This window comes from Sphingomonas sp. DMC6 (genome assembly GCF_056314225.1).
In genome coordinates, this window is record NZ_JBQUYT010000002.1 from 695,744 (window position 1) to 718,168 (window position 22,425).

The 22,425-nt window shown below is 66.7% G+C and carries 23 protein-coding genes; 9 read left to right on the plus strand and 14 right to left on the minus strand.

Annotated features, from left to right (window positions below; genetic code table 11):
• Position 1: 1 nt before the first annotated feature.
• Complete coding sequence (locus ACT53M_RS07100) at positions 2-1,087, plus strand: serine hydrolase domain-containing protein (RefSeq protein ID WP_476232341.1); 1,086 nt, start codon at positions 2-4, stop codon at positions 1,085-1,087.
• A gap of 35 nt (positions 1,088-1,122) precedes the next feature.
• On the opposite strand, the gene ACT53M_RS07105 is transcribed toward ACT53M_RS07100, so the two are convergent.
• From ACT53M_RS07105 to ACT53M_RS07120, 4 genes are all read right to left on the minus strand, one after another.
• A complete protein-coding gene (locus ACT53M_RS07105; protein WP_476232343.1) occupies positions 1,123-2,562 on the minus strand; it encodes an NAD-dependent succinate-semialdehyde dehydrogenase in 1,440 nt (479 codons plus the stop codon).
• A complete protein-coding gene (gabT, locus tag ACT53M_RS07110; protein WP_476232345.1) occupies positions 2,559-3,848 on the minus strand; it encodes a 4-aminobutyrate--2-oxoglutarate transaminase in 1,290 nt (429 codons plus the stop codon). The genes ACT53M_RS07105 and gabT overlap by 4 nt, the downstream gene beginning before the upstream one ends.
• A 74-nt stretch (positions 3,849-3,922) precedes the next feature.
• On the minus strand, positions 3,923-4,885 hold the full coding sequence (locus ACT53M_RS07115; RefSeq protein ID WP_476232347.1) for a LysR substrate-binding domain-containing protein: 963 nt from the start codon (positions 4,883-4,885) through the stop codon (positions 3,923-3,925).
• Positions 4,885-5,073 (minus strand): hypothetical protein, encoded by a 189-nt coding sequence (locus ACT53M_RS07120; RefSeq protein WP_476232348.1) that lies wholly within the window; start codon positions 5,071-5,073, stop codon positions 4,885-4,887. The genes ACT53M_RS07115 and ACT53M_RS07120 overlap by 1 nt, the downstream gene beginning before the upstream one ends.
• Before the next feature lie 74 nt (positions 5,074-5,147).
• Here ACT53M_RS07120 and ACT53M_RS07125 point away from each other — a divergent pair, with 74 nt between their 5' ends.
• Positions 5,148-5,411 (plus strand): transposase, encoded by a 264-nt coding sequence (locus ACT53M_RS07125; protein ID WP_476232350.1) that lies wholly within the window; start codon positions 5,148-5,150, stop codon positions 5,409-5,411.
• A gap of 180 nt (positions 5,412-5,591) precedes the next feature.
• Here ACT53M_RS07125 and ACT53M_RS07130 read toward each other — a convergent pair whose 3' ends face one another.
• The gene (locus ACT53M_RS07130; protein WP_476232352.1) at positions 5,592-6,032 is read right to left on the minus strand and encodes a hypothetical protein; all 441 of its coding nucleotides are present in this window, start codon (positions 6,030-6,032) and stop codon (positions 5,592-5,594) included.
• A gap of 90 nt (positions 6,033-6,122) precedes the next feature.
• Positions 6,123-6,809: a Crp/Fnr family transcriptional regulator gene (locus tag ACT53M_RS07135; protein ID WP_476232354.1), complete on the minus strand. Its 687-nt coding sequence runs from the start codon at positions 6,807-6,809 to the stop codon at positions 6,123-6,125.
• Between the two features lie 113 nt (positions 6,810-6,922).
• Here ACT53M_RS07135 and ACT53M_RS07140 point away from each other — a divergent pair, with 113 nt between their 5' ends.
• The gene (locus tag ACT53M_RS07140) at positions 6,923-7,417 is read left to right on the plus strand and encodes an Mpo1 family 2-hydroxy fatty acid dioxygenase (RefSeq protein WP_476232355.1); all 495 of its coding nucleotides are present in this window, start codon (positions 6,923-6,925) and stop codon (positions 7,415-7,417) included.
• Here the strand turns inward: ACT53M_RS07140 and ACT53M_RS07145 are convergent.
• From ACT53M_RS07145 to ACT53M_RS07165, 5 genes are all read right to left on the minus strand, one after another.
• Positions 7,414-8,040, minus strand: a complete 627-nt coding sequence (locus tag ACT53M_RS07145; RefSeq protein WP_476229147.1) for a TetR/AcrR family transcriptional regulator — start codon at positions 8,038-8,040, stop codon at positions 7,414-7,416. The two genes, ACT53M_RS07140 and ACT53M_RS07145, sit on opposite strands and share 4 nt — an antisense overlap.
• Positions 8,041-8,102: 62 nt before the next feature.
• Positions 8,103-9,374 carry a D-arabinono-1,4-lactone oxidase gene (locus ACT53M_RS07150; RefSeq protein ID WP_476232356.1) on the minus strand — a complete coding sequence of 424 codons (1,272 nt, stop codon included), beginning with the start codon at positions 9,372-9,374 and terminating at the stop codon, positions 8,103-8,105.
• Positions 9,371-10,519, minus strand: coding sequence for an MFS transporter (locus ACT53M_RS07155; protein ID WP_476232358.1), 1,149 nt, complete (start codon positions 10,517-10,519; stop codon positions 9,371-9,373). Before ACT53M_RS07155 ends, ACT53M_RS07150 begins: the two co-directional genes overlap by 4 nt.
• A 14-nt stretch (positions 10,520-10,533) precedes the next feature.
• Positions 10,534-12,780, minus strand: coding sequence for a TonB-dependent receptor (locus ACT53M_RS07160; protein ID WP_476232359.1), 2,247 nt, complete (start codon positions 12,778-12,780; stop codon positions 10,534-10,536).
• Between the two features lie 55 nt (positions 12,781-12,835).
• The gene (locus ACT53M_RS07165) at positions 12,836-14,071 is read right to left on the minus strand and encodes an amino acid deaminase/aldolase (RefSeq protein WP_476232360.1); all 1,236 of its coding nucleotides are present in this window, start codon (positions 14,069-14,071) and stop codon (positions 12,836-12,838) included.
• A 167-nt stretch (positions 14,072-14,238) separates the two neighbouring features.
• On the opposite strand from ACT53M_RS07165, the gene ACT53M_RS07170 reads away from it, so the two are divergent.
• On the plus strand, positions 14,239-15,645 hold the full coding sequence (locus ACT53M_RS07170) for a coniferyl aldehyde dehydrogenase (protein WP_476232361.1): 1,407 nt from the start codon (positions 14,239-14,241) through the stop codon (positions 15,643-15,645).
• 21 nt (positions 15,646-15,666) lie between these two features.
• Here ACT53M_RS07170 and ACT53M_RS07175 read toward each other — a convergent pair whose 3' ends face one another.
• Together ACT53M_RS07175 and ACT53M_RS07180 are read right to left on the minus strand one after the other, a co-directional pair.
• Entirely contained in the window at positions 15,667-15,825 is a 159-nt protein-coding gene (locus ACT53M_RS07175) for a hypothetical protein (protein ID WP_476232362.1), read from the minus strand.
• Positions 15,826-15,854: 29 nt separating this feature from the next.
• Entirely contained in the window at positions 15,855-16,568 is a 714-nt protein-coding gene (locus ACT53M_RS07180) for an outer membrane protein (RefSeq protein ID WP_476232363.1), read from the minus strand.
• Between the two features lie 254 nt (positions 16,569-16,822).
• Here ACT53M_RS07180 and ACT53M_RS07185 point away from each other — a divergent pair, with 254 nt between their 5' ends.
• The 5 genes from ACT53M_RS07185 (at position 16,823) to ACT53M_RS07205 (ending at position 21,459) form a co-directional block, all read left to right on the plus strand.
• The gene (locus ACT53M_RS07185) at positions 16,823-17,008 is read left to right on the plus strand and encodes a hypothetical protein (protein WP_476232364.1); all 186 of its coding nucleotides are present in this window, start codon (positions 16,823-16,825) and stop codon (positions 17,006-17,008) included.
• Between the two features lie 96 nt (positions 17,009-17,104).
• Positions 17,105-17,314, plus strand: a complete 210-nt coding sequence (locus ACT53M_RS07190; RefSeq protein ID WP_476229157.1) for a hypothetical protein — start codon at positions 17,105-17,107, stop codon at positions 17,312-17,314.
• Between the two features lie 123 nt (positions 17,315-17,437).
• On the plus strand, positions 17,438-17,953 hold the full coding sequence (locus tag ACT53M_RS07195; RefSeq protein WP_476229158.1) for an RNA polymerase sigma factor: 516 nt from the start codon (positions 17,438-17,440) through the stop codon (positions 17,951-17,953).
• 91 nt (positions 17,954-18,044) lie between these two features.
• Complete coding sequence (locus ACT53M_RS07200) at positions 18,045-19,022, plus strand: FecR family protein (protein WP_476232365.1); 978 nt, start codon at positions 18,045-18,047, stop codon at positions 19,020-19,022.
• Positions 19,023-19,038: 16 nt separating this feature from the next.
• Entirely contained in the window at positions 19,039-21,459 is a 2,421-nt protein-coding gene (locus ACT53M_RS07205; RefSeq protein ID WP_476232366.1) for a TonB-dependent receptor, read from the plus strand.
• Here ACT53M_RS07205 and ACT53M_RS07210 read toward each other — a convergent pair.
• On the minus strand, positions 21,447-22,415 hold the full coding sequence (locus tag ACT53M_RS07210) for a glycerophosphodiester phosphodiesterase family protein (RefSeq protein ID WP_476232368.1): 969 nt from the start codon (positions 22,413-22,415) through the stop codon (positions 21,447-21,449). The two genes, ACT53M_RS07205 and ACT53M_RS07210, sit on opposite strands and share 13 nt — an antisense overlap.
• Positions 22,416-22,425 lie beyond the last annotated feature (10 nt).

Consider the following 22,425-nt stretch of genomic DNA (forward strand, 5'->3'; position numbering starts at 1 on the left):
CATGGGCACTATTCACCCCTCGCGCCGCATTGAGCGGGCACGAACAGCGCACCGCCCGGCGGAGGCCCGAGACAGTTTCGTCCTGCCCGGCAGCTTCGTATGCGACGGGGAGACACTCGACACCCAGGCGTTCCTGGAATCGGTGACGACCACCGGACTGATGGTGCTGCACCGGGGAGCACTGGTGCATGCGCAGAACTGGCACGGCTATGCGCCCGATACCCAGGCGTCGATCTTCTCCTGCACCAAAAGCTTTATCTCAACGCTGATCGCCGTTGCGCTGCGCGACGGGGCGATCGGATCGGTCGAGGATCCAGTCGACCTGTACGCGCCTGAGCTCAAGGGATCGGGCTATGCAGGCGTGCGGCTGCACGATGTGCTCAACATGTCATCAGGCGTGCGCTGGAACGAGGATTATGGCGATCCGCATTCGGACGTTGCGCGCTTCGCAGCCGCGCTGGCCGGCGGACCGGGTTTCGACAGCGTTTGCGCATCGCTGCCGCGCGAGTTCGAACCCGGCACCTTCAACCGTTACAATAGCTGCGACACCCATGTGCTCGGCATGGTGCTGGTGCGTGCCACCGGCACGTCACTGTCGGAATATCTCCAGCGCTCGTTGTGGGAACCGCTGGGAATGGAGGACGACGCCTTCATCGCCGTGGACGCGACCGGCATGGAAGCGGCGGGCATGGGCCTCAGCGTCAGCCTGCGCGACATGGCCAAGCTGGGCGAAATGATGCGACGTGGGGGTTGCACACCCAACGGCCGGCTATTGCTGCAAGCCGGCTGGCCCGATGCCTGCTCGACCGTGACTGCGCCGCATCTGAAACCCGGTCGCCGCGCCTCCGCCAACTATCCTTGGGGCTATGCCTATCAGTGGTGGCTGCCCGACGAGAGCGGCGTGTTCAGCGCGCTGGGTGTCTATCACCAGATGATCTGGGTCGATCGCGCCCACGATGTGGTGATCGCCAAGACCACGGCGCACGCGCCCTATGGCCAGGACCATGATGAGGAAGAACTGGTCGATCGCCGCCACTTCGCGCTCTGCCACGCCATCGGCGAAGCGGCGACGGCACAGCGGGGATAAGGAAACGGGCGGGGAAAAGCCCCCGCCCGCGCTACTCATGCCACAGGATCTGCGTCGCAGACCAGCTTCAGTTCGGCATAGTCATCGAGCCCGAAGTGCGAGCCTTCGCGGCCGATGCCTGATTCCTTCACGCCACCGAACGGCGCGACTTCGGACGAGATCAGCCCGGTGTTGATCCCCACCATGCCATATTCAAGCGCCCGGCTGATGCGCCAGATGCGGCGATGGTCGCTGGTGAAACAATAGGCGGCAAGGCCCGCGCTGGTATCGTTCGCCAACCGGATTGCATCTGCCTCGTCGTCAAACACCACCAGCCCGGCGACTGGCGCGAACGTCTCTTCGCGGCAGAGCAGCGCATCGGCAGGCACGCCGTCGATCACCGTCGGTGCGAAAAAGCTACCCGGCCGATCGAGCCGTGTACCACCCAGCATCAGTTTGCCGCCACGCGCTACTGCATCGGCGACGTGCCGCTCGGCCTTTTCCACGGCAGCGGTGTTGATCAGCGGCCCTTGGTTGACACCCGGGACAATTCCCTCGCCCGGCTGCAACTTCGCGACGGCGCGTGCCAGTGCCTCGGCGAACCGGGCATGGATGCCGCGCTGGACATAGATGCGGTTGGCGCAGACGCAGGTCTGGCCACTGTTGCGGAATTTCGAAGCGATCAGCCCCGCCACCGCCGCATCCAGATCGGCATCGTCGAACACCAGGAACGGCGCATTGCCGCCGAGTTCGAGCGACACCCGCTTCACCGTGCCCATGCACCGCGCCGCGAGCAGCTTGCCCACCGGCGTCGATCCGGTGAAAGTGAACTTGCGGACCCGCGGGTCGTCGGTCAGTACAGTGCCGATCGCCTGCGGCGCCCCCGTCACTAGGTTGAACACACCGCCCGGAATGCCGGCCTCTGCGCCCAGTTGCGCAAGCGCGAGTGCCGTGAACGGCGTCAGTTCGGAAGGTTTGAGGACCACGGTGCAGCCCATCGCCAGCGCGGGCGCCACCTTGCGGGTGATCATCGCTGCGGGGAAATTCCACGGCGTTACTGCCGCGACCACCCCCACAGCCTCGCGCAGCACCAGCAACCGTCTATCATCGCTCGACGGAATGATCTCGCCATAGGTGCGCCGTGCTTCCTCGGCGAACCAGCGGACGTAGGAGGCAGCATAGGCAATCTCGCCAGTCGCCTCGGCCAGGGGTTTACCCTGTTCTGCCACCATCAGCCGGGCGAGTGCATCCTGATGCGCGACGATCGCATCATACCAGCGGCGGAGCATTTCGGCGCGCGCAGCCGGCGGCGTCGCGCGCCAGCCGGGCAGCGCCCTGTGCGCGGCATCGACCGCCGCTTCCGCGCCGGCCGCGCCCAGATCGGGCACAGACCCGATCGTTTCGCCCGTCGCCGGATTGGTAACGGTGATGCGCGCTGCGCCATCGACCCATACGCCATCGATGAAGCCGGCTTCGTTCCGCAGCGGCAGACTCATGCCGCCGCTCCCGCACGAACCAGCGCCTGTTCGAGGATCGCCAGCCCCTCGTCGAGCACGTCGTCCTCAATCGTCAGCGGCATCAGCAGGCGAATGGTGTGGCCATAGACGCCGCATGACAGCAGGATCAGCCCTGCCTCGCGGGCATGGGCGAGCACCTCCTTGACCAGTTGCGGCGCAGGCTCGCCAGTAGCGCGGTCAACCACGTCGAATGCCGTCATCGCGCCCAGCGTTCGGATGCCACTGATCGCCACCATGTCATTACGCTGCGCAAAACCCTGGAGCCGCGCGACCAGCGTGTCGCCGATTACCAGCGCCCGCGCGAGCAGTCCTTCTTCCTCGATCACATCGAGCACCGCCAGGGCAGCCGCGCAGGCCACCGGAGATCCGGCATAGGTGCCGCCCAGCCCGCCGGGCGCGACTGCGTCCATCACGTCGGCCCGACCGGTCACGCCTGAAATCGGAAAGCCGCCCCCAAGCGACTTTGCCATCGCGATCAGATCAGGCTTCACGTCGCTATGCTCCACTGCGAACAGCTTTCCGGTACGGGCAAAGCCGGTCTGCACTTCATCGGCGATCAGCAGAATGCCGTGTGCGTCGCAGATTGCGCGCAGCTTGCGGAGGAACTCCGGCGGGGCGATGTAGAAGCCGCCCTCACCCTGTACCGGCTCCAGGATGATCGCTGCGACGGAGCTGGGGGACACATCGGCGCGAAACACGAAGTCGAGGGCCTTCAGACTGTCCTCAATCGTGAGGCCGGCTTCGGCGGCCGGATAAGGCACGTGATATACGCCCGCCGCCATGCCGCCAAACGGCGCTTTGTACGGCTCGACCTTTCCAGTCAGCGCTGAGGCATAGAGGCTGCGGCCGTGAAAGCCGCCGGCGAAGGCGATCACCACGTCGCGGCCCGTGGCGGCGCGGGCGATCTTCACTGAATTTTCGGCCGCCTCGGCACCAGTGGTGAAGAAGATCGTCTTGGCCGGCCCGGCAACGGGCGCGCGCGCGTTGATCCGCTCGGCCAACGCGACATAGCCGTCATAGGGCATCACCTGAAACGCGGTGTGGCTGAAGCGTTCGAGCTGCGCCGTCACCGCCGCCATCACGCGCGGATGGCGATGGCCGACATTGAGCACGGCGATGCCGCCGGCAAAATCGATATAGCGCTTGCCTTCTATATCCCAGATCTCTGCGTTCAGCGCGCGATCGGCATAGAGCGTTGTGGCCGTTGCCACACCGCGCGGAATGGCATGGGCGTGGCGAGCGGCGAGTGCAGTATTGGTCGACATGGGATTCTCCTCAGCGAATTCCATGCACGCGCTACAGGCCGGTGCGTAGATGTCGGGGTGGTCGCAATCGGTGACTAAGAGTCACCACCCTCCCGAAACCGGCGCATTTCGCGCTCGATCCAGCTACGGAAGCCAGCGACGCTGCGCTCGTTCCAGCGATCCCGCCGACCGGTAAGGACATAGGCGCCAAGGCGCGTTTGGACAAAGGCACCGTGCTCCGGCGCGATCCGCACCAATCGCCCGGCGGTGAGGTCGTCACCGAGTAGATAGGCATTGGCGAGCGCGATGCCGTGCCCCGCCCGGGCAGCATCGAGCACCAGATGGGCGTGCCAAAGCCGCGGGCCGGGCAGCGCATCGTCCGCAGGATTGACGCCCTGCGCCGCGAACCACAGCCGCCATTCGAGGTCGCTTTCCTCGTGGAGCAGCCGCAGAGTGGAGAGCGCAGCCGCATTGGTCGGTGGCAAGCCGCTGGCCACGAGAAAGCCTGGGCTACAAACCGGGAAGACCGGCGGTCGGGCAAGTGCCACCTGCCGAGTCTCGTCGGTCGGTGGCGCATCGCCATCGCGGACATAGCGCAAGTCGGCATCCACCTGGCTGGTCTGAAAAGCGGGCGGAGAATCGCTAGGCCGCAGTTCCAGCGATATGTCCGGATGCGCGTCGGTAAATCCGTTCAGCCTGGGCGCCAGCCACTGAAAGGCAAGGCCAGGCACGCACCAGAGCGTAAGCCGGCCGTCGTCCCGGCGACGCAGTCGGCGCGTCTCGCCAGCGATCTCCGCCAGCGCGCCGGCGACAATCGCATGATAGCGCGTACCATCTTCGGTTAGCCTATGGCCGCCAGGGGTGTCGCGATCGACCAAGGCGGTACCGACAAAATCTTCCAGCGCGCGCAGATGTCGGCTCACGGCGGCATGGTCGACGCCCAGCGCCTCGGCCGCCTTGCGGATGCCGCCGGTCCGCCCAAATGCATCAAAGGCGCGCAGCATTGCCAGCGGGGGCACCGCGCTGGCATCGGGCAGGGTATGAGGCGGCGCGGGCATCACCCGATTATGGCCTGCCGCGCTACCCACGGGAAGAGCTCGATTACTTGGTTGAAGGGATTGACCTTGCCAGGAAGCGGCAGCACCGCATCCGGCTCCACCAAGCCTTCCGACAGCACTCCCGCCCAGAGTTCCTCCAGTTCGCGCCGCCGTTCCATATAGGCCGCGCGATTATAGGCGCCCTCCACCTTGTTTGTCGGGATATGCCCCCCGTTGGCTCCCTCGCTTTGATGTAGACGCTGCACCAGGAAGGAGCAGACGAATGAGGAAGAGCCGTTTTTCCGAGGAACAGATCATCGGGATGATCAAGGAGCAGGAGACAGGGCTGCCGACAGCGGAAGTCTGCCGCAAGCATGCGGCTGAGCCCGGCGACGTTTTACAAGCTGCAGGCGAAGTATGGCGGGATGGAGGTGTCGGACGCCGGCGGCTGCGGCAGCTCGAGGACGAGAACGGGAAGCTGAAGCGGCTTTTGGCGGAGAGCGTGCTGAATAAAGCGATCTTGAAGGATCTGTTGGGAAAAGTCTGACGACGCCGTAGCAGCGACGGGATGCGGTGCTTGGCGTGATGCGGGATACCAGGTCTAGCAGCGCCATGCCTGCATACTGCTCGGTGTCGATCCGAAGACGGTTCGGCGAGAACGTCCGCCCGACTATGCCGAGATCCGCGCGGAGATGCGCGAGATCGCCGCCACGCGCCGCCGTTTCGGTTATCGGCGCGTCGGCGTCATGCTCGAACGCAAGGGCATGTCATGAACCACAAGCAGCTCTACCGGTTGTACCGGGAAGAAGGGCTGTCCGTGCGCCGGCGGTGAGGGCGCAAGCACGCCTGCGGCAGCCGCACGACAATGCCGCTGCCGCTGCGGCCGAACGACCGCTGATCGATGGACTTCGTTGCCGACACGTTCGGAGCTTCGCGGCGACTGCGTATCCTGGCGATCAATGACGATTGCTGCCGCGAAATCCTGTGCCTGATGGGCGACACCAGCATCTCCAGCGTGCGGGTTGCCCGGGAGTTGGACACGCTGGTGCGGCTCTGCAGCAAACCGACTTGCATAACGGCTCGAACGCGACGGCTTCGCCTTGACGAACAGGACGAAGGCAAGCGCAAGCAGCGCCATGACGCCACCCTGCAACAGGGCTTCCAGCATAGGCAAAACTGGTCTTCCCGGGGACCGATCGTTCCGGCGCTGAAGCATCCGGCGCGCAACCTGTCCAACGGGAAGTGGCGCTGGGCGCGCTCAGGCAAGCGGATCGGGCGACGCCCCCGCTTCGCCATTGCACAGGCTACGCAGTGGCGTCGCATCGAGAATCTCGATCGTGCCGGGTCGCAGCGCGACGGCGTCCATCGCCTCGAAGCGGTTGAGGATGCGGTTCACCGTCTGGCGCGAGAGCGCGACCATCGTGGCGAGCTGCTCCTGCGACAGGCGCAGCGTCGATTGGCGCACACCCGTGCCGTCATAGCCGCCGGCAATCATCAGCAGCCGGGCCGCAAGCCGTTGCGGCGCATCCAGCAGCGCGTTGGCCTCCGCCAGCTGGAAGGAAAGGCGCAGCTTTTCGGTCGCCAGCCAGGCAAGCGCTCGCCACCAGCCGGGCTCACGATCGAGCAGCGCCAGCAGCGGCGCGCGGGGGACCAGCAGCAGCACGGTCGCGCGCGCCGCGCGCGCATCATGGGTACGCGGCATCCTATCGAGGATAGCGATTTCACCAAACCACATGCCCGCTTGCACATGAGTCAAGATTGCCGCGCGCCCGGCGGAATCGACCGCGCCGATTTCCACTGCCCCCTCCAGCACTGCGTACAGGCCATCGGCGGCATCCCCCCGCCAGAAGATCGGCGCGCCCGCCGGAAGATGCACCAGACGCGCATCGGCGAGAAGTGCGGCGCGGAAGTCCGGCGTGAGGCGGCGAAACCATGCCCCTTGCATCAGGATCTCATGAAACGCCGCAGGCGTCATCGCGCACCCCCGATGTCGCGCGCGCGACAGTCGGCGCGATGCCGAGCGTATATCATCGCGAAAAAAGAAGGAGGAGAAGGAGTATGACCGATCTGGTCCGGCATCTCGCCGCCTATGGCGACTATCATCGCGACCCGCGCAACATCGCGACCCATATGCTCGGTATTCCGCTGATCGTGTTCGCGGTTGCCGTGCTCGCATCGCGTCCTGCCCTCGCCATAGAGGGCACCGCGTGGCTGACGCCGGCGATGCTGCTGTCTGCGGCGGCCGCCGCCTTCTATCTCCGCCTCGATCTGCGCTTCGGTCTGGTCATGACCGCGCTGCTCGCGCTCGCCTGCTGGGCGGGCATCGCCATTGCCGCTCTGCCAACCGCTACGTGGCTGGCGGTGGGGATCGGCGCGTTCGTGATCGGTTGGGCGATCCAATTTCTCGGCCATTATTTCGAGGGGCGCAAACCCGCCTTTCTCGACGATCTCTCCGGGCTGATCGTGGGGCCACTGTTCGTGGTGGCCGAACTCGCCTTTCTCGCCGGCATGCGGCGCGAGGTTCGGCGGGGCATGGCGGCCCAGCAACGTTAGTCCGGCTCGCGATTGGCTTCGAGCACCGCGATCACCATCGTCTTGAACTGCGCAATGATTCCGTCGGTAAGCGGCGGCGGCACTGCGAGCGCGAGCCGGATCGCGTGCCCGGCGAGTTCGGTGATGAGCAGGGCGAGCGACAGGATCCGTTCGCGGTCGGACGAGGACAGCAGCACCATCATCGGTGCGACCATGAACTCCGCGGTCGCATGCGTATCGACCACGTTGAGGCGGCGCAGCTCGAGATCGGCCTGCGCCGCCGCCCATACAGCCACCGCTTCGGGATGGCTGCGATAATGGTCGACATAGGCATCGATCATCCAGTTGACAGCCTGGGCGATGGTCGGCCGTCCGGCATGATCCGCCAATAGCGACTGGACTTCCCGCCGCAGCAATTCGCCGACCTTTTCCAGGTTGCGCATCACCAGCGCGCGCAGGATCGCGGGCTTGGATGGGAAATACTGATAGAGCGAGCCGATCGAAATGCCGGCGCGGCGGGCGACCTCGCGCATTGCCAGGTCTTCCGGGTTCTCGGTGACGAGCAGTTCCTGCGCCGCGACGAGGATTGCGTCGCGGCGACGGAGGCTGCGCTCCTGCATCGGTTGTCGGCGCGGTTGAACCATGTCCACTTCGCTGTGGCGCAGCGCGCTGCCAAAGGCAAACCCGCGTTCGCGCCTCGGCCACGTCAATCCCGGATGTCGAACAGCGTGCCGAAATGCGCGTTGACGAACTTTCCTTCAGGATCGACCGCGCGCCGCACCGAGAGGAAGTCTGGCAGGCGAGGATAGAGGCGGTGCGCGTCTGCGGCCGTAAGGCTGTGGCGCTTCGCCCAGTGCGGGCGACCACCGGCGCCGGCCAGAATGGCCTCGACTTCGGCAAATTCCCGCTGCCACGGCATCCCGGCATATTGGTGCACCGAAATGGACAGGCACGGGCCGGCATGAAACGGGCTCAGCCAGATATCGTCCGCCGCCACCGTGCGCACCTCGAACGGGAAGGCGAGCGGCAGCCGCGCCTTGCGGACATGGTCCAGCGCCTCGCGCAGCGTCTCCAGACCTGCGGTGCGCGGAACCTCATATTCCATTTCCTCGAAGCGCACCGTCCGCTCCTGCGCGAAAATCCGATAGGCGGGCCCGATGCGCCGCTTGGCACCACCGATCGCACACATCATGCCGCGCTGGAGCGTTGGAATCAGCCCCGGCACGCGCCTGGAAATGTTGCACGCGACCCGAAACGCCCCTTCATTAACGTCGTTGACGTGGCGATAGGGGCCGTCCGGCTCGGCCGGATGCAGCCGCTTGAGGATCACGTGGCGGGCATAGGGAAAGACCCAGAATTCCATGTGCCGCGATGCCGCCGCCAGTTCGTCGAACTGTTCGAGCGCCTGGTCGAGCGGCCACCGCTCCACCCGCTCTTCAAGGTGATAGGCAGGCAGCACTTCGATCCGCATCGCGACGACGACACCGAGCAGGCCGAGGCCGAGCCGCTGCGCCTGGAACAAGGCCGGCTCGGTCTGTGCGTCGCAGGTGACGATCGTGCCGTCGGCGCGCATCAGGCGGACGGCGCTCACCTGGGTCGAGATGCTGCCCAGCGTTTCGCCGGTGCCGTGCGTGCCTGTGGCCGTCGCCCCCGCCAACGACTGCGGGTTCACGTCGCCCTGGTTGTAGAGCGACAGGCCTGCCTGCCACAGCGCTTCGGTAAGTCGCGCCAGGCTCCAGCCGGCCGGCGCCCATACCGATCGGCGATCGGCCGCGATCTCGATCTCGCCTTCGAGGTCGGACAGCGACAGCAGCGTCCCCCCGGTTTCGCAGAGGGGCATGAACGAATGCCCCGCCCCCACCATGCGCACGCAATTCGACGTCGCCACGATCCCGGCCAGTTCGTCGAGCCCGCGCGGGCGCGCGATACGATTGGGGCGTGCGACGACACTGCCCGACCAGTTGCTCCACTCAGTCATGATCGGCCTTTCGCTTGCAGAGCGGTGGTCGGAGCCACGCGCCGGAGAAGGGGGAGAATGAGCACGATGCCGCCCGAAAGGGTAAGGAAAGCTGTGCCCAGCGCCAGACAGCCGCGCACATCGACATCATTGACGGCCAGTGCCGCCATCGTAGGGCCGGCCGCGCAGCCGAGCAGCAGCGCTGCGGAACCCAACAGGGCCGCCCGCTGGCTGGGATCGACCTCGATCAGCAGCCGGGTGAAATAGGGGCTGGCAAAGGCCCAGACCACGCCGAAGCCGATTGCGGTGGCGAGGAACAGGGCCGGTCCCGGCAGCGCCGCGAACAACGCCGCCGCGCCGGCCAGGGCAAGGACCGATCCGAGCAAGGCGACACGACACGGCCAGTTCGGCACGGTCGTCGTTCCGATCACGCCGCCCAAGACCTGCCCGGCCAGCGCCAGCGCGACGGCCATGCTGCCGGTGGGCGGCGAAAGACCCGCCTGATGGGCCAGCGGCTCGACATAGATCCAGATGGCGAGAATGCCCGCGAAGAAGCAGAAGGCGGCGACCAGTCCCAGCCATCCATGCGCATCGGGAAGGGCAAGTCGTTGCGCGTCGCGATGCACGGCGAGCCGCACCGGACTGCCCAGCGCGGCGAGCGCAACAGGCACGCCGAGTGCCGCCAGCGCCGCGAACCCGCCGGCGCCGCCGAAGCGCGGGGTGACGAACCCGCCGATCACTGCCGCACAAAGCAGTTGCGCCACTGTCTGCAGCGTCAGGTAGAGCCCGGCCTGCCGCGCCGGCTGCGCCGTGCGAATGATTGCCGCAGTGACAAGGCCGATCAGGCTGCCGCTCGGCAATCCCGCCAGCGCACGCAGCAGGATGATACCGCCACCGCGCGCGCGGCACGTCGCCAGGTCGAGGGCAATGATCGCAGCGACGCTTGCCAAAGCGAGCAGCCGCGGCGATTGGCGCTCGACCAGCAGGCCCGCACCCCCGGCAGCAAGCCCCATCGTCACCAGTTCGGCAGTGCCGGCGAGCCCAAGCTGCACGGCCGACAAATGCCCCTCGTCGACCAGTGTACCGAGCAGCAGCGGCGCCAGTCCCGCCATCAGGACGCCGTAAATCCCCGGGACGAAGGTGGCGACATAGGCGCCCCGGGGCATATCGGCCGGCGCCATCAATAATGTGCCCGGAGCGATAGGCCCCAGGTCCGGGGACGGCCGACGATGATTGCGTCGAAGCCGAGCGCGGGCAGCGGCGTCATGTCGGAAATGACCGGCACGTCGAAGAGGTTGCGGACCCACAGGGCCGCCTCATAATGGCCGCCCGCAAACTGCCAGCCGATGCGCCCGTCGACAAAGGCGCGGGCGCGATCGCCGAGCCGTGCCGCGTTAGACGTGTCGAAGAAGACATGGCTGCGATAGGAGAGGTCAGCGCGCGCCACCAGCGCGCCGCGGCCGATGGGCTTGCGATATTCGGCGCTCGCCTGCCCGCTGAACTTGGGCGCCGAAGGCAGCCGGTTGCCCGAATAGTCGCTGCCCTGCGAAATGAAGTTGCGATAGGTCGCGTCGAGCAGCGAGGCCGAAGCGCTGAGGTTGAGCCCGTCGATCGGCCGCGCGGTCATCTCCAGCTCGGCGCCATAGACACGCGCCGCCGAGGCATTGGTGAAGAGCTGGGTGGTGATCAGCCCCTGAACGATCGTGGTGTATACCTGCAGGTTGCGGTAATCATAATAAAAGGTCGAAAGGTTGAGGCCCAGCCGGCGATCGAGCCACTGCGTCTTGGCGCCGGCCTCATAGGCATCGACCGTCTCGTCGCGATAGGGGCCGAGCAGCGACGGATCCTGCGCGAAGCCGCTGAAGAAACCGCCGCTCTTGGTGCCGCGATTATAGCTGGCATAGAGATTGGCGGCGTCGGACACGCGATACGCGATTCCCGCGCGGCCGGACCAGGAGCGGAAGGTCTTGGTATCGGCGAAAGTAAACAGTGTGATCGTGTCGCTCGCGGCATCGGCGCGATAGCTGAACTGCTTGCGATCGGCCGACCAGCGCAGCCCTGCCGTCAGCGTAACGCGCGGCACAATCGTATAATCGAGCTGCCCGAACACGGCATAGCTGTTCGTCACCTGCCGCGAGGGCCAGGCGAAGTCGCCGATTCCGGCCGCGATGTTGATGCCGGAGGGATTGTCCGGGGTCGGCGTGCGCAACACGGGCAGCACGTCGAGCGACGATCCGTTGCGGATCACGTCATGCGCATAATAGAGGCCGGCAACGTAGCGGAGGCGGTCCTCGCCGTTCGACTGCAGACGCAGCTCCTGGCTGAACGTGTCCTGCTTGGTGATATAGGATGCCGCTAAGACCGGAACCGGGCTGGCGTCGGTATCTTCCTGGTCGTTGCGACTGGCGTGCTGGAAGCCTGTGACCGAAAAAAGGCTGATGCCGCCGAAATCGGTCGACAGGGTGTTGCCGAAGCCGGCGAGGTCGACCCGGTCCTTGCCCTCGAAGCGATAGGCGCCCTCATAGAGGTTACGGCTGGTATTGGCGTACCCCAGGATGTTGGTGCACTGCCCCGAGGTATAGAAAGCGGGGGCGCACAGCCCGTCCGGGCCGGTGGCCGCCGCGGTCTGTGGGGTCAGTGTCCGCAGATAGGGCTGCAGCGACCCGCCATTCGATCGACTGACGTTGACGGTAAGGTCGTCGGTGATCGCGCTCGACGGCGTGAAATGGACGCTGCCCCGGATCGCCCAACGGTCGACATTGTTGCCGCTGTTGCCGGTAAGGCTGTTGCGCACATAGCCGTCGTCACGCTGATAGAGCCCGGCAAGTCGCACCGCCAGCAGGTCCCGTGCGATCGGCGCGCTCACGCCGCCCTCCACCGTCAGCGCGTTGAACCGGCCATAGTCGATCGACAGATCGGCTTCGGGGGTGGAACCGGGCTTGCGCGTCGTGACGTTGACCGCGCCGCCGGTGGTGTTGCGGCCGTACAGCGTCCCCTGCGGACCGCGCAACACCTCCACCTGCGCCAGGTCGAAAAACGCATCCCGCTGCGCGAGTGAGGAAGCAACATAGACGCCGTTGACGTAAATGCCGACCGCGCTTGCCGTCGCCGGGTTGAAGTCGTTGAGCCCCACCCCGCGAATGAAGATGCGCGGATTGGCGCCATTGTCTGCCGAACGGATCTGAAGCCCCGGCACGCGGTTCGACAAGTCGAGGACATCGGCGACGCCGCGGTCGCGCGCGTCATCACCGGTGATGGCTGTCACGGCGATCGGCACATCTTGCAGCCGTTCGGATCGGCGTTGTGCCGTGACGACAATATCCCCTTCGGAGGCAGGTGCGCTTTGATCCGACGTTTGCGCGCGTGCCTGGGTCGTGCCGACCAGCGCAAGGAGGACCAAACCGTGCCGCAATTTGTGCCGTTTCATCGTGACCCCTCTCCTATAGGTTGACTTCCGTCCTCTCAGTTTCGGTTGCGGCGCGTCAGAAGAAGCACTGGCCAGCGCCCCGATAGGTCGGCACCCGGTCGACAATCGTGTCGCCGCGCACCAGCAGCAGCGTGTCGAACCGCTCGCAAAGCTCCCCGGCCTTGGCGTGGCGGAAGAACACCGGCGCGCCGATTGCCGGCGTGTCCTGCACGGCGATCCGCACCGGCGTCTGCACCTCGCCGCCGCCCTCGTTGGCGATCAGCGTGGTACCTTCCGGCAACCAGGGGCGGGGCAGCCGATCCGGCCCGATCGGCCCCGATGCGGGGTATCCCCCCCCCGCGCAGGTCACGATCCCCGGCTGCGGGCGGCGCGTCACCGGCAGCGCGAACCCTGCCGCGGGCTCGCCGAGATGCACCGTATAATGGTCGAACAGGCCCGGCAGGTAGAAACCGGAGCCCGCCGCCAGTTCGGTGACGCTCGGGTCGCACGCCGTACTCTCGAAGCTGCCCGTGCCGCCGCCATTGACGAAGCGCAGGCGATGGCCTGCTTCCGTCAGAGCCGCGACGATCGCGCCGCGCCGCCGGTGCACGTCGCGGATCGAACGCGCCTTGAGCGAACGGATGATGCGGTTGCGGAGATATTGGCCGGGAATCGCATCACCAAGGCCGGCAATCTGGCCCTCATAGCCCATCAAACCATCGAGCCGCAGATGCGGGCGCCGCGCGATCGCGGCGGCAAGCGCAAGCGCCGCCGCGGGCGTGCCGACCGGCGAACGATAGACACCGAAATGCAGACCGGGAAAGCGCGTCGACGCATCCATATCGATCGCCAGCGGCAGGACCGTGCCGGCCGCGGCCGCGCAGCGCTCGATCACGTCCAGCTGGGCGGCATCGTCCACCATCAAGGTGATCGACGCGCCGCCCCGCACTGCGGCCGCGACCAGCGCGATCTCGCTCGGTTCCACGGTGGGATAGGCGACGACGATGTCGTCAAACCCCTGTTCGGCCAACCACGCCGCTTCGGCGGGCGAGAAGCAGAGTAGCCCCTGCAGATAGGCGAAGCGGGCCTGCAGGTGCCGAAGCACTGAAACCGAACGCACCGATTTTGTGACCAGGCGGACCGGCAGACCCTGCGCCCGCACACCCAGCAGTGCGCCGTTCCGTTCCAGCGCGTCGAGATCGACAAAGGCCGCGGGCAGGCGCTCGCCGCGCAGCGCGTCCGCATAGCGCAGATAGTGACCGGCCGCAGACGCATCCATTCGTACAGGCGCACCGCTGTCGCGGTCGGCCATGCCGCCCCTCCCTCATTTGATCGCTCGATCCCGAGTCGACTCGACGAACGTAACAGTTTTTATGCACAGTACCACACTTAAATATGAGCATTGATCTTGTTTGGTCGGAAAGCCTGTCATAGGATCGCCCAACGCCGCGAAAGGAAGTGGCGGTGGAGAGGACCAGGATGACCGCCGATCTGCAGGCCCTGCACACCATCTTCGACCGGCAGCACCGGGCCGCACGGGAGGCGCCCGCGCCGGATCATGCGACGCGCCGGGCCTTGCTCGAGACGCTGCGCGGGCTTCTCGTCGATGGACGTGCGGCGCTGGCAGAAGCGATCGCGGAGGATTTTGGCGGGCGCTCTCCCGACGAAACCGATCTTCTGGAATTCGTGCCGCTGCTCACGGCGCTGCGACACGCCCGGGCCCACCTCAAGCGTTGGATGCGGGATGAGCCGCGACGTGTCGATCTCAGCATGCAGCCGGGTCGCGGCTGGATCCGGTACGAGCCCCTCGGCGTCATCGGGGTGATCGCTCCCTGGAACTATCCCTTGCTGCTCGCGCTGGGGCCGGCGGTCGATGCCCTGGCGGCGGGCAACCGCGTGCTGATCAAGCCATCCGAATCTGCGCCCGCGTTCACGGCGCTGCTGGCACGGCTCGTCGCTGACCGCTTCGAAGCTGATCGCCTGGCCGTAGTTTCGGGCGGGGTGGAGGTGTCGCAGGCACTGGCGAGCCTGCCGCTCGACCATCTCGTCTTTACCGGTTCGACGGCGGTGGGCCGCCACATACTGCGCGCCGCCGCCGAGCACCTGACGCCGGTGACGCTCGAACTGGGCGGCAAGTCGCCGGCGATCGTCGCACCGGACTTCGCGATCGACCGCGCCGCCGCCTCGATTGCCTTCGGCCGCTATCTCAACGCGGGCCAGACCTGCGTCGCCCCCGATTATGCGCTGGTGCCTGCCGCATCGGCTCGCGCGTTCGCCGAAAGCGTGCTGGCCGCCGCGATCCGTCGCTATCCCAGCATCGACGGCAACGGCGACTACAGCAACGTCATCAACGCGCGCCAGCATCAGCGCCTGACCGAGGCGATCGAAGAAGCCCGCCACCGCGGCGCCGAGATACTGACTCATCCGGCAGGCGCGAAGGACGGCCGACGCATTGCCCCCACCGTCGTGCTGGGGGCGCCCGAAGACAGCATCCTGATGCGCGACGAGATCTTCGGACCGGTTCTCCCCGTCCGCGGCTATGACTCGCTCGACGCAGCGCTTGCCTTTGTCCGCGCCCGCCCGCGGCCCCTGGCGCTATATTGCTTCGCCACCAGCACACGCCTGCAGCGCACGATTCTCGATGGTGCGACCTCGGGCGGCGCGACCATCAACGGCACATTGCTGCATGTCGGCCAGCACAACCTGCCCTTCGGCGGGATTGGCGCCAGCGGCATGGGAGCCTATCACGGCCATGACGGCTTCCACCGGTTCAGCCATGCGCGCGGCGTCCACAAGGCGGGGCCGCTGAACATGTTCGAACGCATCGGGCCGCCCTGGGGCGCCGCCGCACGCCTGACCGTGCGGCTGCTCACGGGACGCGGCTGAGGCAGCCGACCGCTGCAGCGGCTAGCCGTCCAGCGCCGCCACGCCCGGCGCGACGCTGAATTCGGCGCCTTTCACGTTGCGCAGGTGCGATATCGTGATTCCGGGCGCGCATTCGACGAGCGTCAGTCCCTGAGCGAAACCAACGGCGCTCAGCCATAATTGGGGCCGGCGGTCCACCATGGGGGACGCGAGACCGCCGGCCCCCACCATCAGAAGTGCTGACGCAGTCCGACGGTGATCGAAGTCGCCGAAAGCTTCGGCCGATAGGTGGCGGCGCCGCTGCCGCCTGCTGCGAGCGGCATGCGGCCGGCGAACCCCAGGCCCGAGCTTTCTGCGTAGCGCGCGGCCAGTTCGACGGTTGTCTTGCTGGTGAGCGCGTAACCGACACCGGCATCAAGGTGCCAGCGGAAGCCCCAGTCACGCCCCGACAGGCTGCTGCCCTGCCCGGTTGCGGCAGATACGCGGGACAGGCGCTCCGTCACGCGCACTGCATCGATTCCGCCGCCGACAAAGGGACGAAGGCGCGTGCCCGTGTCGATGTCGTAATAGCCGGCAACGCCGATGCTCAGCGTCTTGGTACGGCCGCGGGTTACGAGACCACCGGTGTTGAGCGAGGAAGCGTCGACATTTGCTGCCGTGTAACCGATCGTGCTTTCCAGCCGGAAATGGTTGAACGCATAGCCCACGCCGCCCTCGAACGCCTGCCCCGCGCGGAGATCGACATTGTTCGGCAGCGTCGAAGGCGAACGTGCATCCTTGCCCTTGAACTTGAGGTCGGCATCGATCTGCGAACCGATCCGCCCGACGACATAGGGGCCCGCTTCCTCGCCCTGCCCTGCGTCCTGCGCCAGGGCCGGCATCGCCGCTCCGATCGTCAGGCCGAACGCCGCCATCTGTACCGCACGCTTGTACACCAAGTTCATATCTGCACCTTGTTCTGAAGAACGGCCCCGCTTGCTGCGGGCCTCCGCTTCCTCGACGAAGCCTCGACCACGGCACCGCAATGGCGGACGCGATTTTTTCCAGTCGCCCCGCCGTGCCCTCCCGTCGCACGATGGCAACATCGCCCATGCGAAAAAAAATGCGCTGCGCGCTTCCGGTGCCCGGGCGACCGCTTCGTCATGGGATCGGAAGCGCTGCGCAAAGCGCGATCCGAACCAGCAAGGAAGGGTCTGCCATGAAGTCTATCGGATGGATGTTCGCCGCTGCCGTCGCAGTGAGCCTGGGTTCCCCCGCCCTGGCGCAATCGACCAAGCCGGCCGCTCCCGCGCAGAAAGCGGTCCCCCCGTCGCATCTGTCGAAGCCGCACAAGCCGGCGAAGCAGAGTCAGGCGAAGCCTCCGGTCGCCTCGCCGAAGCGCTGAGGCGGGCGCCCGCCCGTGCTCCTTCGGGCGGGCGCTTACCCTGTCCCTGCGGATCATCGCTGCTTCGTTCGCAGCCCCCCAAAGCGGAACGAGACCGTGCATTACGACATCAAGCCTGACTGGAAATCGGAAGGCCGTGCAGCACCCCCCTGGGGTCCGCCCGTGCCGGACGAGCAACCGACGGAGAAGCTGCCCCCTCGCACCAGGTTGCTCATCCTGGCAGCCGGCGTGATGACGTCGTGGGCGCTGGCGCTTGCGGCAGGCTGGGGCATCCTGATGCTGCTCGGCGCAGCACGGGAGCGTTGAGCCTTGTCCCCGCTCCGCACCGCCGCCCGCCCCCGAAACATCCCGCACTTGGCGCCCTGTGGATCGGCACCTATGCGCAGACAGGATAGCCCCAGTTTAAGCGGAAAGGCGCGATCCCGGTCCATGACCCACCATTCTGCGCTGGTCGCAGCGTTCCTGATGCGACGCGCAGCGCTGCTCCATTACTTTGCCAGGCGGACCGGCGAAGCCGATGCCGAAGATATCGTGCAGGAAATCTACCTCCGCATCGCCAATCTGCCGGACGAGGATATCCGCAACCACGGCGGCTATCTCTACCGGCTGGGCAACAACATCATGCTCGACCGGTTGCGGCAGAACCAGTCGCGCGCCGCGCGCGACGATGCGTGGCGCGATACCCATCACGTCGTAACCCCGACCGGCGAGGATGTGAGCGATACCGTGCCCGCCGACGAGGCACTGATCGCCCGCGACCAGGTGGCGCGGCTGGCAGCGGCTCTGAAAGAATTGCCGGAGGCTGTGCAGCGCAGCTTTCGAATGCACAAGCTCGAAGGGCTGTCGCATGCCGAAGTGGCCGAACGCATGGGCGTTTCGCGCAGCCTGATTGAAAAACACATGATGCGCGCTTTGCGCCATCTGATGGCGAGGGTCGGCCGATGACGCGGTCGATCGCAAATCAATATTGCAGCGCACGGCGCCCGGCCTCGGCCCATGGCGTGCCGTGGCAGCCAGTCGATAGGACGAAAAGCTAATGGCACGGGTGGATCCGGAACAGGCAGCGGTCGAATGGTTCGTCCGGCTGCAGAATTGCGAAGACGAGCAGCTCTGGCTCGACCATCTTGCCTGGATCGAAGCAGATCCGGCACATGCCGAAGCCTATGCGAAGGTCGAGCGCCTCTGGGTGGCGGCCGATGCGCTGCCGACGGAAGCGGCGCCCGCCGCGCCCATGGCTGAGGCCGTGATCGTATCGCTCGATGCGCACCGCGCGAAACGAACCGCGCCCCGCTGGTGGCTGCCCGCATCGGCCGCCGTTGCCGCTGCCGTGACGGCCATCGTCGCCCTTCCCCAACTGATGCCCTGGTCGGCACCTGCCACGGAGACCTATCGCACCGACGGTAGCAGCACGCGCGTCGTTGCGCTGGCCGATGGATCGCGGCTGACGCTCAACCGCAATACCGAGATCGTGGTGACGCTTGGCGACAAGACCCGCTCGGCCGAGCTTCGCGCAGGCGAGGCAATTTTCGACGTGCATCACGAGCCCTCGCGCCCCTTCACCGTCGCCGCGGCGGGCCGCGAAGTGCGGGTACTCGGTACCGAATTCGACGTACTCAACCAGGACGGCACGTTCGGCGTGAACGTGCGGCGCGGCCTGGTGGCGGTCTCGTCGGGGCAGGAAGGGCAGGCATTGACTCGTCTGCCGGCCGGTACCGGCCTGCTCCGCACGCCGGCTGACAAGGCCGACCGGGTGCGACCGATCCAGCCGAACGATATGCTCGCCTGGGCGCAGGGCAGGCTGGTGTATGCCGACAGCACGATCGACGATCTCGCCCGTGACCTGCAGCGCTATTCGGGTACGCCCGTGCGCGTGGCGCCGGAACTGCGGGGCCTTCGCTTCAGCGGCGTGCTCACCATCGGCAACCCGGCGGCGCTGGACCGCCAGATTGAGGCGCTGCTACCAATCCGCGTGGTGAAGGCGAATGGCGAACGGAGGCTCGTCCGCGCCCCGTGAAACGAAGCGTAGCAGCATGAAGCATGCCCCCTGGTTCCACCGCCGTGCACTTGCCGGCGCACTCGTCGCGAGCATGGCGCTGGCGATCGGGGGCGCGCATGCGCAGGCCGCAGGCGAGCGGCGCGACTATCGCATTCCGGCGGGCACGCTCGCCAGCGCGATCATTGCGATCGGCAGCCAGGCGGGCATCAGCGTTGCGACCACCGATCCCAGGCTGACGCACCGCCGGCTCGCGAAACCGGTCCAGGGATGGATGACGGTGGAGGAAGCACTGGCGCGGGTGCTACGCGGCAGCGGCCTGCATGCCGTACGGGTGGCACGCGGCCTCTACCGCATCGAAACTGTTCCGCTGCCCCGCCCTGCGCACCCCGCGCCACCGCCTGCCGAAAAGGCGCCGCCACCGCCCGCGGAACCTGCCGAAGTCGTCGTTACCGCCACCAAGCGCGGGACAGCCCTGCGCCAATATCCCGGCTCGGCCTGGATACTCGATGCGGACCAGCTGACGCTCGGCGGCGGTATTGCCCGCGACAGCCGCGCAATCGTCGCCGCGCTACCGATACTTGCCGCCACCAATTTGGGGCCGGGTCGCGAAAAGCTGTTCGTACGCGGCGTTGCCGACAGCAGCTTTACCGGCGCCAGCCAGGCGACGGTCGGGCAATATCTGGGTGATGTGCAGCTCAACTACAGCGCGCCGGACCCCAATCTGGCGCTGTACGACATGGCCCGCGTGGAACTGCTCGAAGGGCCTCAGGGCACGCTCTACGGCGCCGGCGCACTGGGGGGCATCGTGCGCATCACGCCGCGTGCGCCCAGGACGGGCCGTTGGGAAGGGGAAGTAGCCGCCGGGGCTACTGCCGTGACGCATGGCGGCGTTGGCGGGGATGCCATGGCGATGGTCAATATCCCGATCGGCGACCGAATGGCGCTGCGACTGGTCGGCTATGGCGGCCGCGATCCGGGCTATATTGACGATACGCTGCGCCATCGCCGCAATGTCAATCGCACCGATCTCGCCGGCGGCCGCGCCACCTTGCGCCTGGAGGCGGGCAATGCCTGGACCGTCGACCTGGGCGCCGTCTATCAGCGCCTCTATCATGCCGACGGCCAATATGCGGAGGCCGACCAGCCCCCGCTCGCCCATGCCGCGGCGATTGCCCAGCCCGCGCTCAACGACTTTCGTCTTGGCTATGTGACCGCAATGCATCGCTGGGCCGATGGGCAGACGCTGACGGCAGCCCTGTCCGTCATCGAGAACCATCTGACCGCATTGTACGATTCGACCCGGCTCGGCGGCGACGGTCAGATTCTCGGCATCGCCACCGACAATCGCGTACGCGTGTATAATGGCGAAGTGCGTCTTGCCCGCCATGGCAGGGACGGTACCGGGCTCGTGCTAGGTGCCTATGCCACGCTCAGCGACGACCGCCTGACCCAGTCGGCGACGGTCGGCGGCTTCACCCAGCCCTTTCGCGGCGTCGGCAACAAGGCGATCGACATCGCACTGTTCGGCGAAGCGACGTTCCGCCTGTTGCCGCGGCTGAATGTGACGCTCGGCGGCCGGGCCGCCTATACCGACCTGCAAGGCACCAACATCCTCCCCGACGGGGACCAGGATCTTGCGACGATCGACGTGCCCGGCGCGGGCAATGTCAGCGTTCTGCCCAGCGCCGCGCTGAGCTGGCAACGCTCACCGCGCACTACCGTCTATCTGCGCTACCAGCGCGGCTATCGGCTCGGCGGTTATGCGCTGACCGAACTGTCCGTCACCGATCCCGGTACGTCGGCGGCGAACGGCTTTGTCGTCTATCGTCCGGACACGCTCGATACCGTCGAAGCGGGTATGCGGTTACGCGAAGGCGATGACGGACTGTCCGGCAACATCGCCCTTTCCACGACCGACTGGCGACACATCCAGTCCGATCTCTACGGCGTTTCGGGGCCGGTCACCGCCAATATCGGCAGCGGCCGAATCCACGGGCTGGAAGCCAGTCTCCAGTGGCACTCGCCCGGCGGTCTGCGCCTGTCGGGGGCGATGTTCCTGACCCGGGCAGTGCTCGACCGGCCGAACCCGGAATTCGCGCGCGACAGTCTGCAGGCGCTGCCGAACACCCCGGCCATCACGCTGCGCGGCGCCGCAGAACGCGAATGGGCGCTGCCCGACGGTGCGCATCTGCTGCTACGCGGCACGGCGCATTATGTCGGGCGAACCTGGCTGGGCGTCGGCGACCTGCACATTCCGCAAGGCAAGTATGCCACGCTGAATGCTGCACTCGCCTGGTCGAAGGGGCCGCTTACCCTGACGCTCGATGCCGCAAATCTGCTCGACGGGCGCGGCAACCGCTTCTCGCTGGGGAATCCGCTGACCGTAACCGATGGCAACCAGCGCACCCCCCAGCAACCCAGAACGCTGCGGATCGGGGCGAGCTATCGCTTCTGAGCCGCACGCATGCAGTCGCGCCCCCGTTCCGCGCGGAACCGGAGCAGCGCTTCCGGTTCGTCGGTCTGGAAGATCGACACGCCGGCGCGGCACAGCCGGCCCCATACCGCATCGGGATCGCGCAACGCGTCGAGATCGCTGAAACCGCCGCGGACAAAACCGTCGAACAGCGTGTTCACCCATAGCCGAACGCCCTGCGCCCGCGTGCGCGCAGCGATCGGCGCGACGCGCGGTTCATCGAGATAGGGCAGCTCGAAGGCGATCGGGTGAACCCGGCCCGCCATTTGCGCATCGACGATCGCCGGCACATCGGCAGCGCTGCCGTCGCCACTGACCGGAATCACCGCGAACGGCACGCCGTCATAGGGCGGGATCGAGGCGAGCGGCAGCGAGCCCGTCCCGGCAAAGGTCTTCACGATCACCCCGCCCTGCATGCCGGCACGCGCCACCTCGGCGACCACTTCGCCATAGATCGCGTCCTTGACGTCCAGGTTGAGCAGGATGCGGCCCTTGGCGTGCGCCAGCATCTCGGCCAGCGTCGGCACGGTCTGGTCGGTCAGCGGCTGGCCGGCGCCGCCCATGTCCTGCCGCAGGTGCAGCGCCTTGATCTGCGCCAGCGTGAGATCGCTGATCCTGCCATGGCCATCGGTGGTGCGGTCGACGCTGTCGTCATGGACCATCACCAGATAGCCGTCGCGGGTGCGATGAACGTCGGTCTCCATCACTTCCACCCCCAGCGCGACGCACTGATCGAGCGCGGCAAAGGAGTTTTCGGGTGTGTTGCCGAGCCCCTTGTACGGCGCTGCGCGGTGGCAGCCGCGATGCGCGACCACGATGATGCCGCCCCTGGGGTCGCGCAGGCGGAGCATCATCTCGGCGGCGTCGCCGGCATGCGCATTCGGGACCAGCGGAGCGGCGAGCAGCAGGGCAAGCAGGAAACGGGTTAGCGATTTCATGGGCATGGGC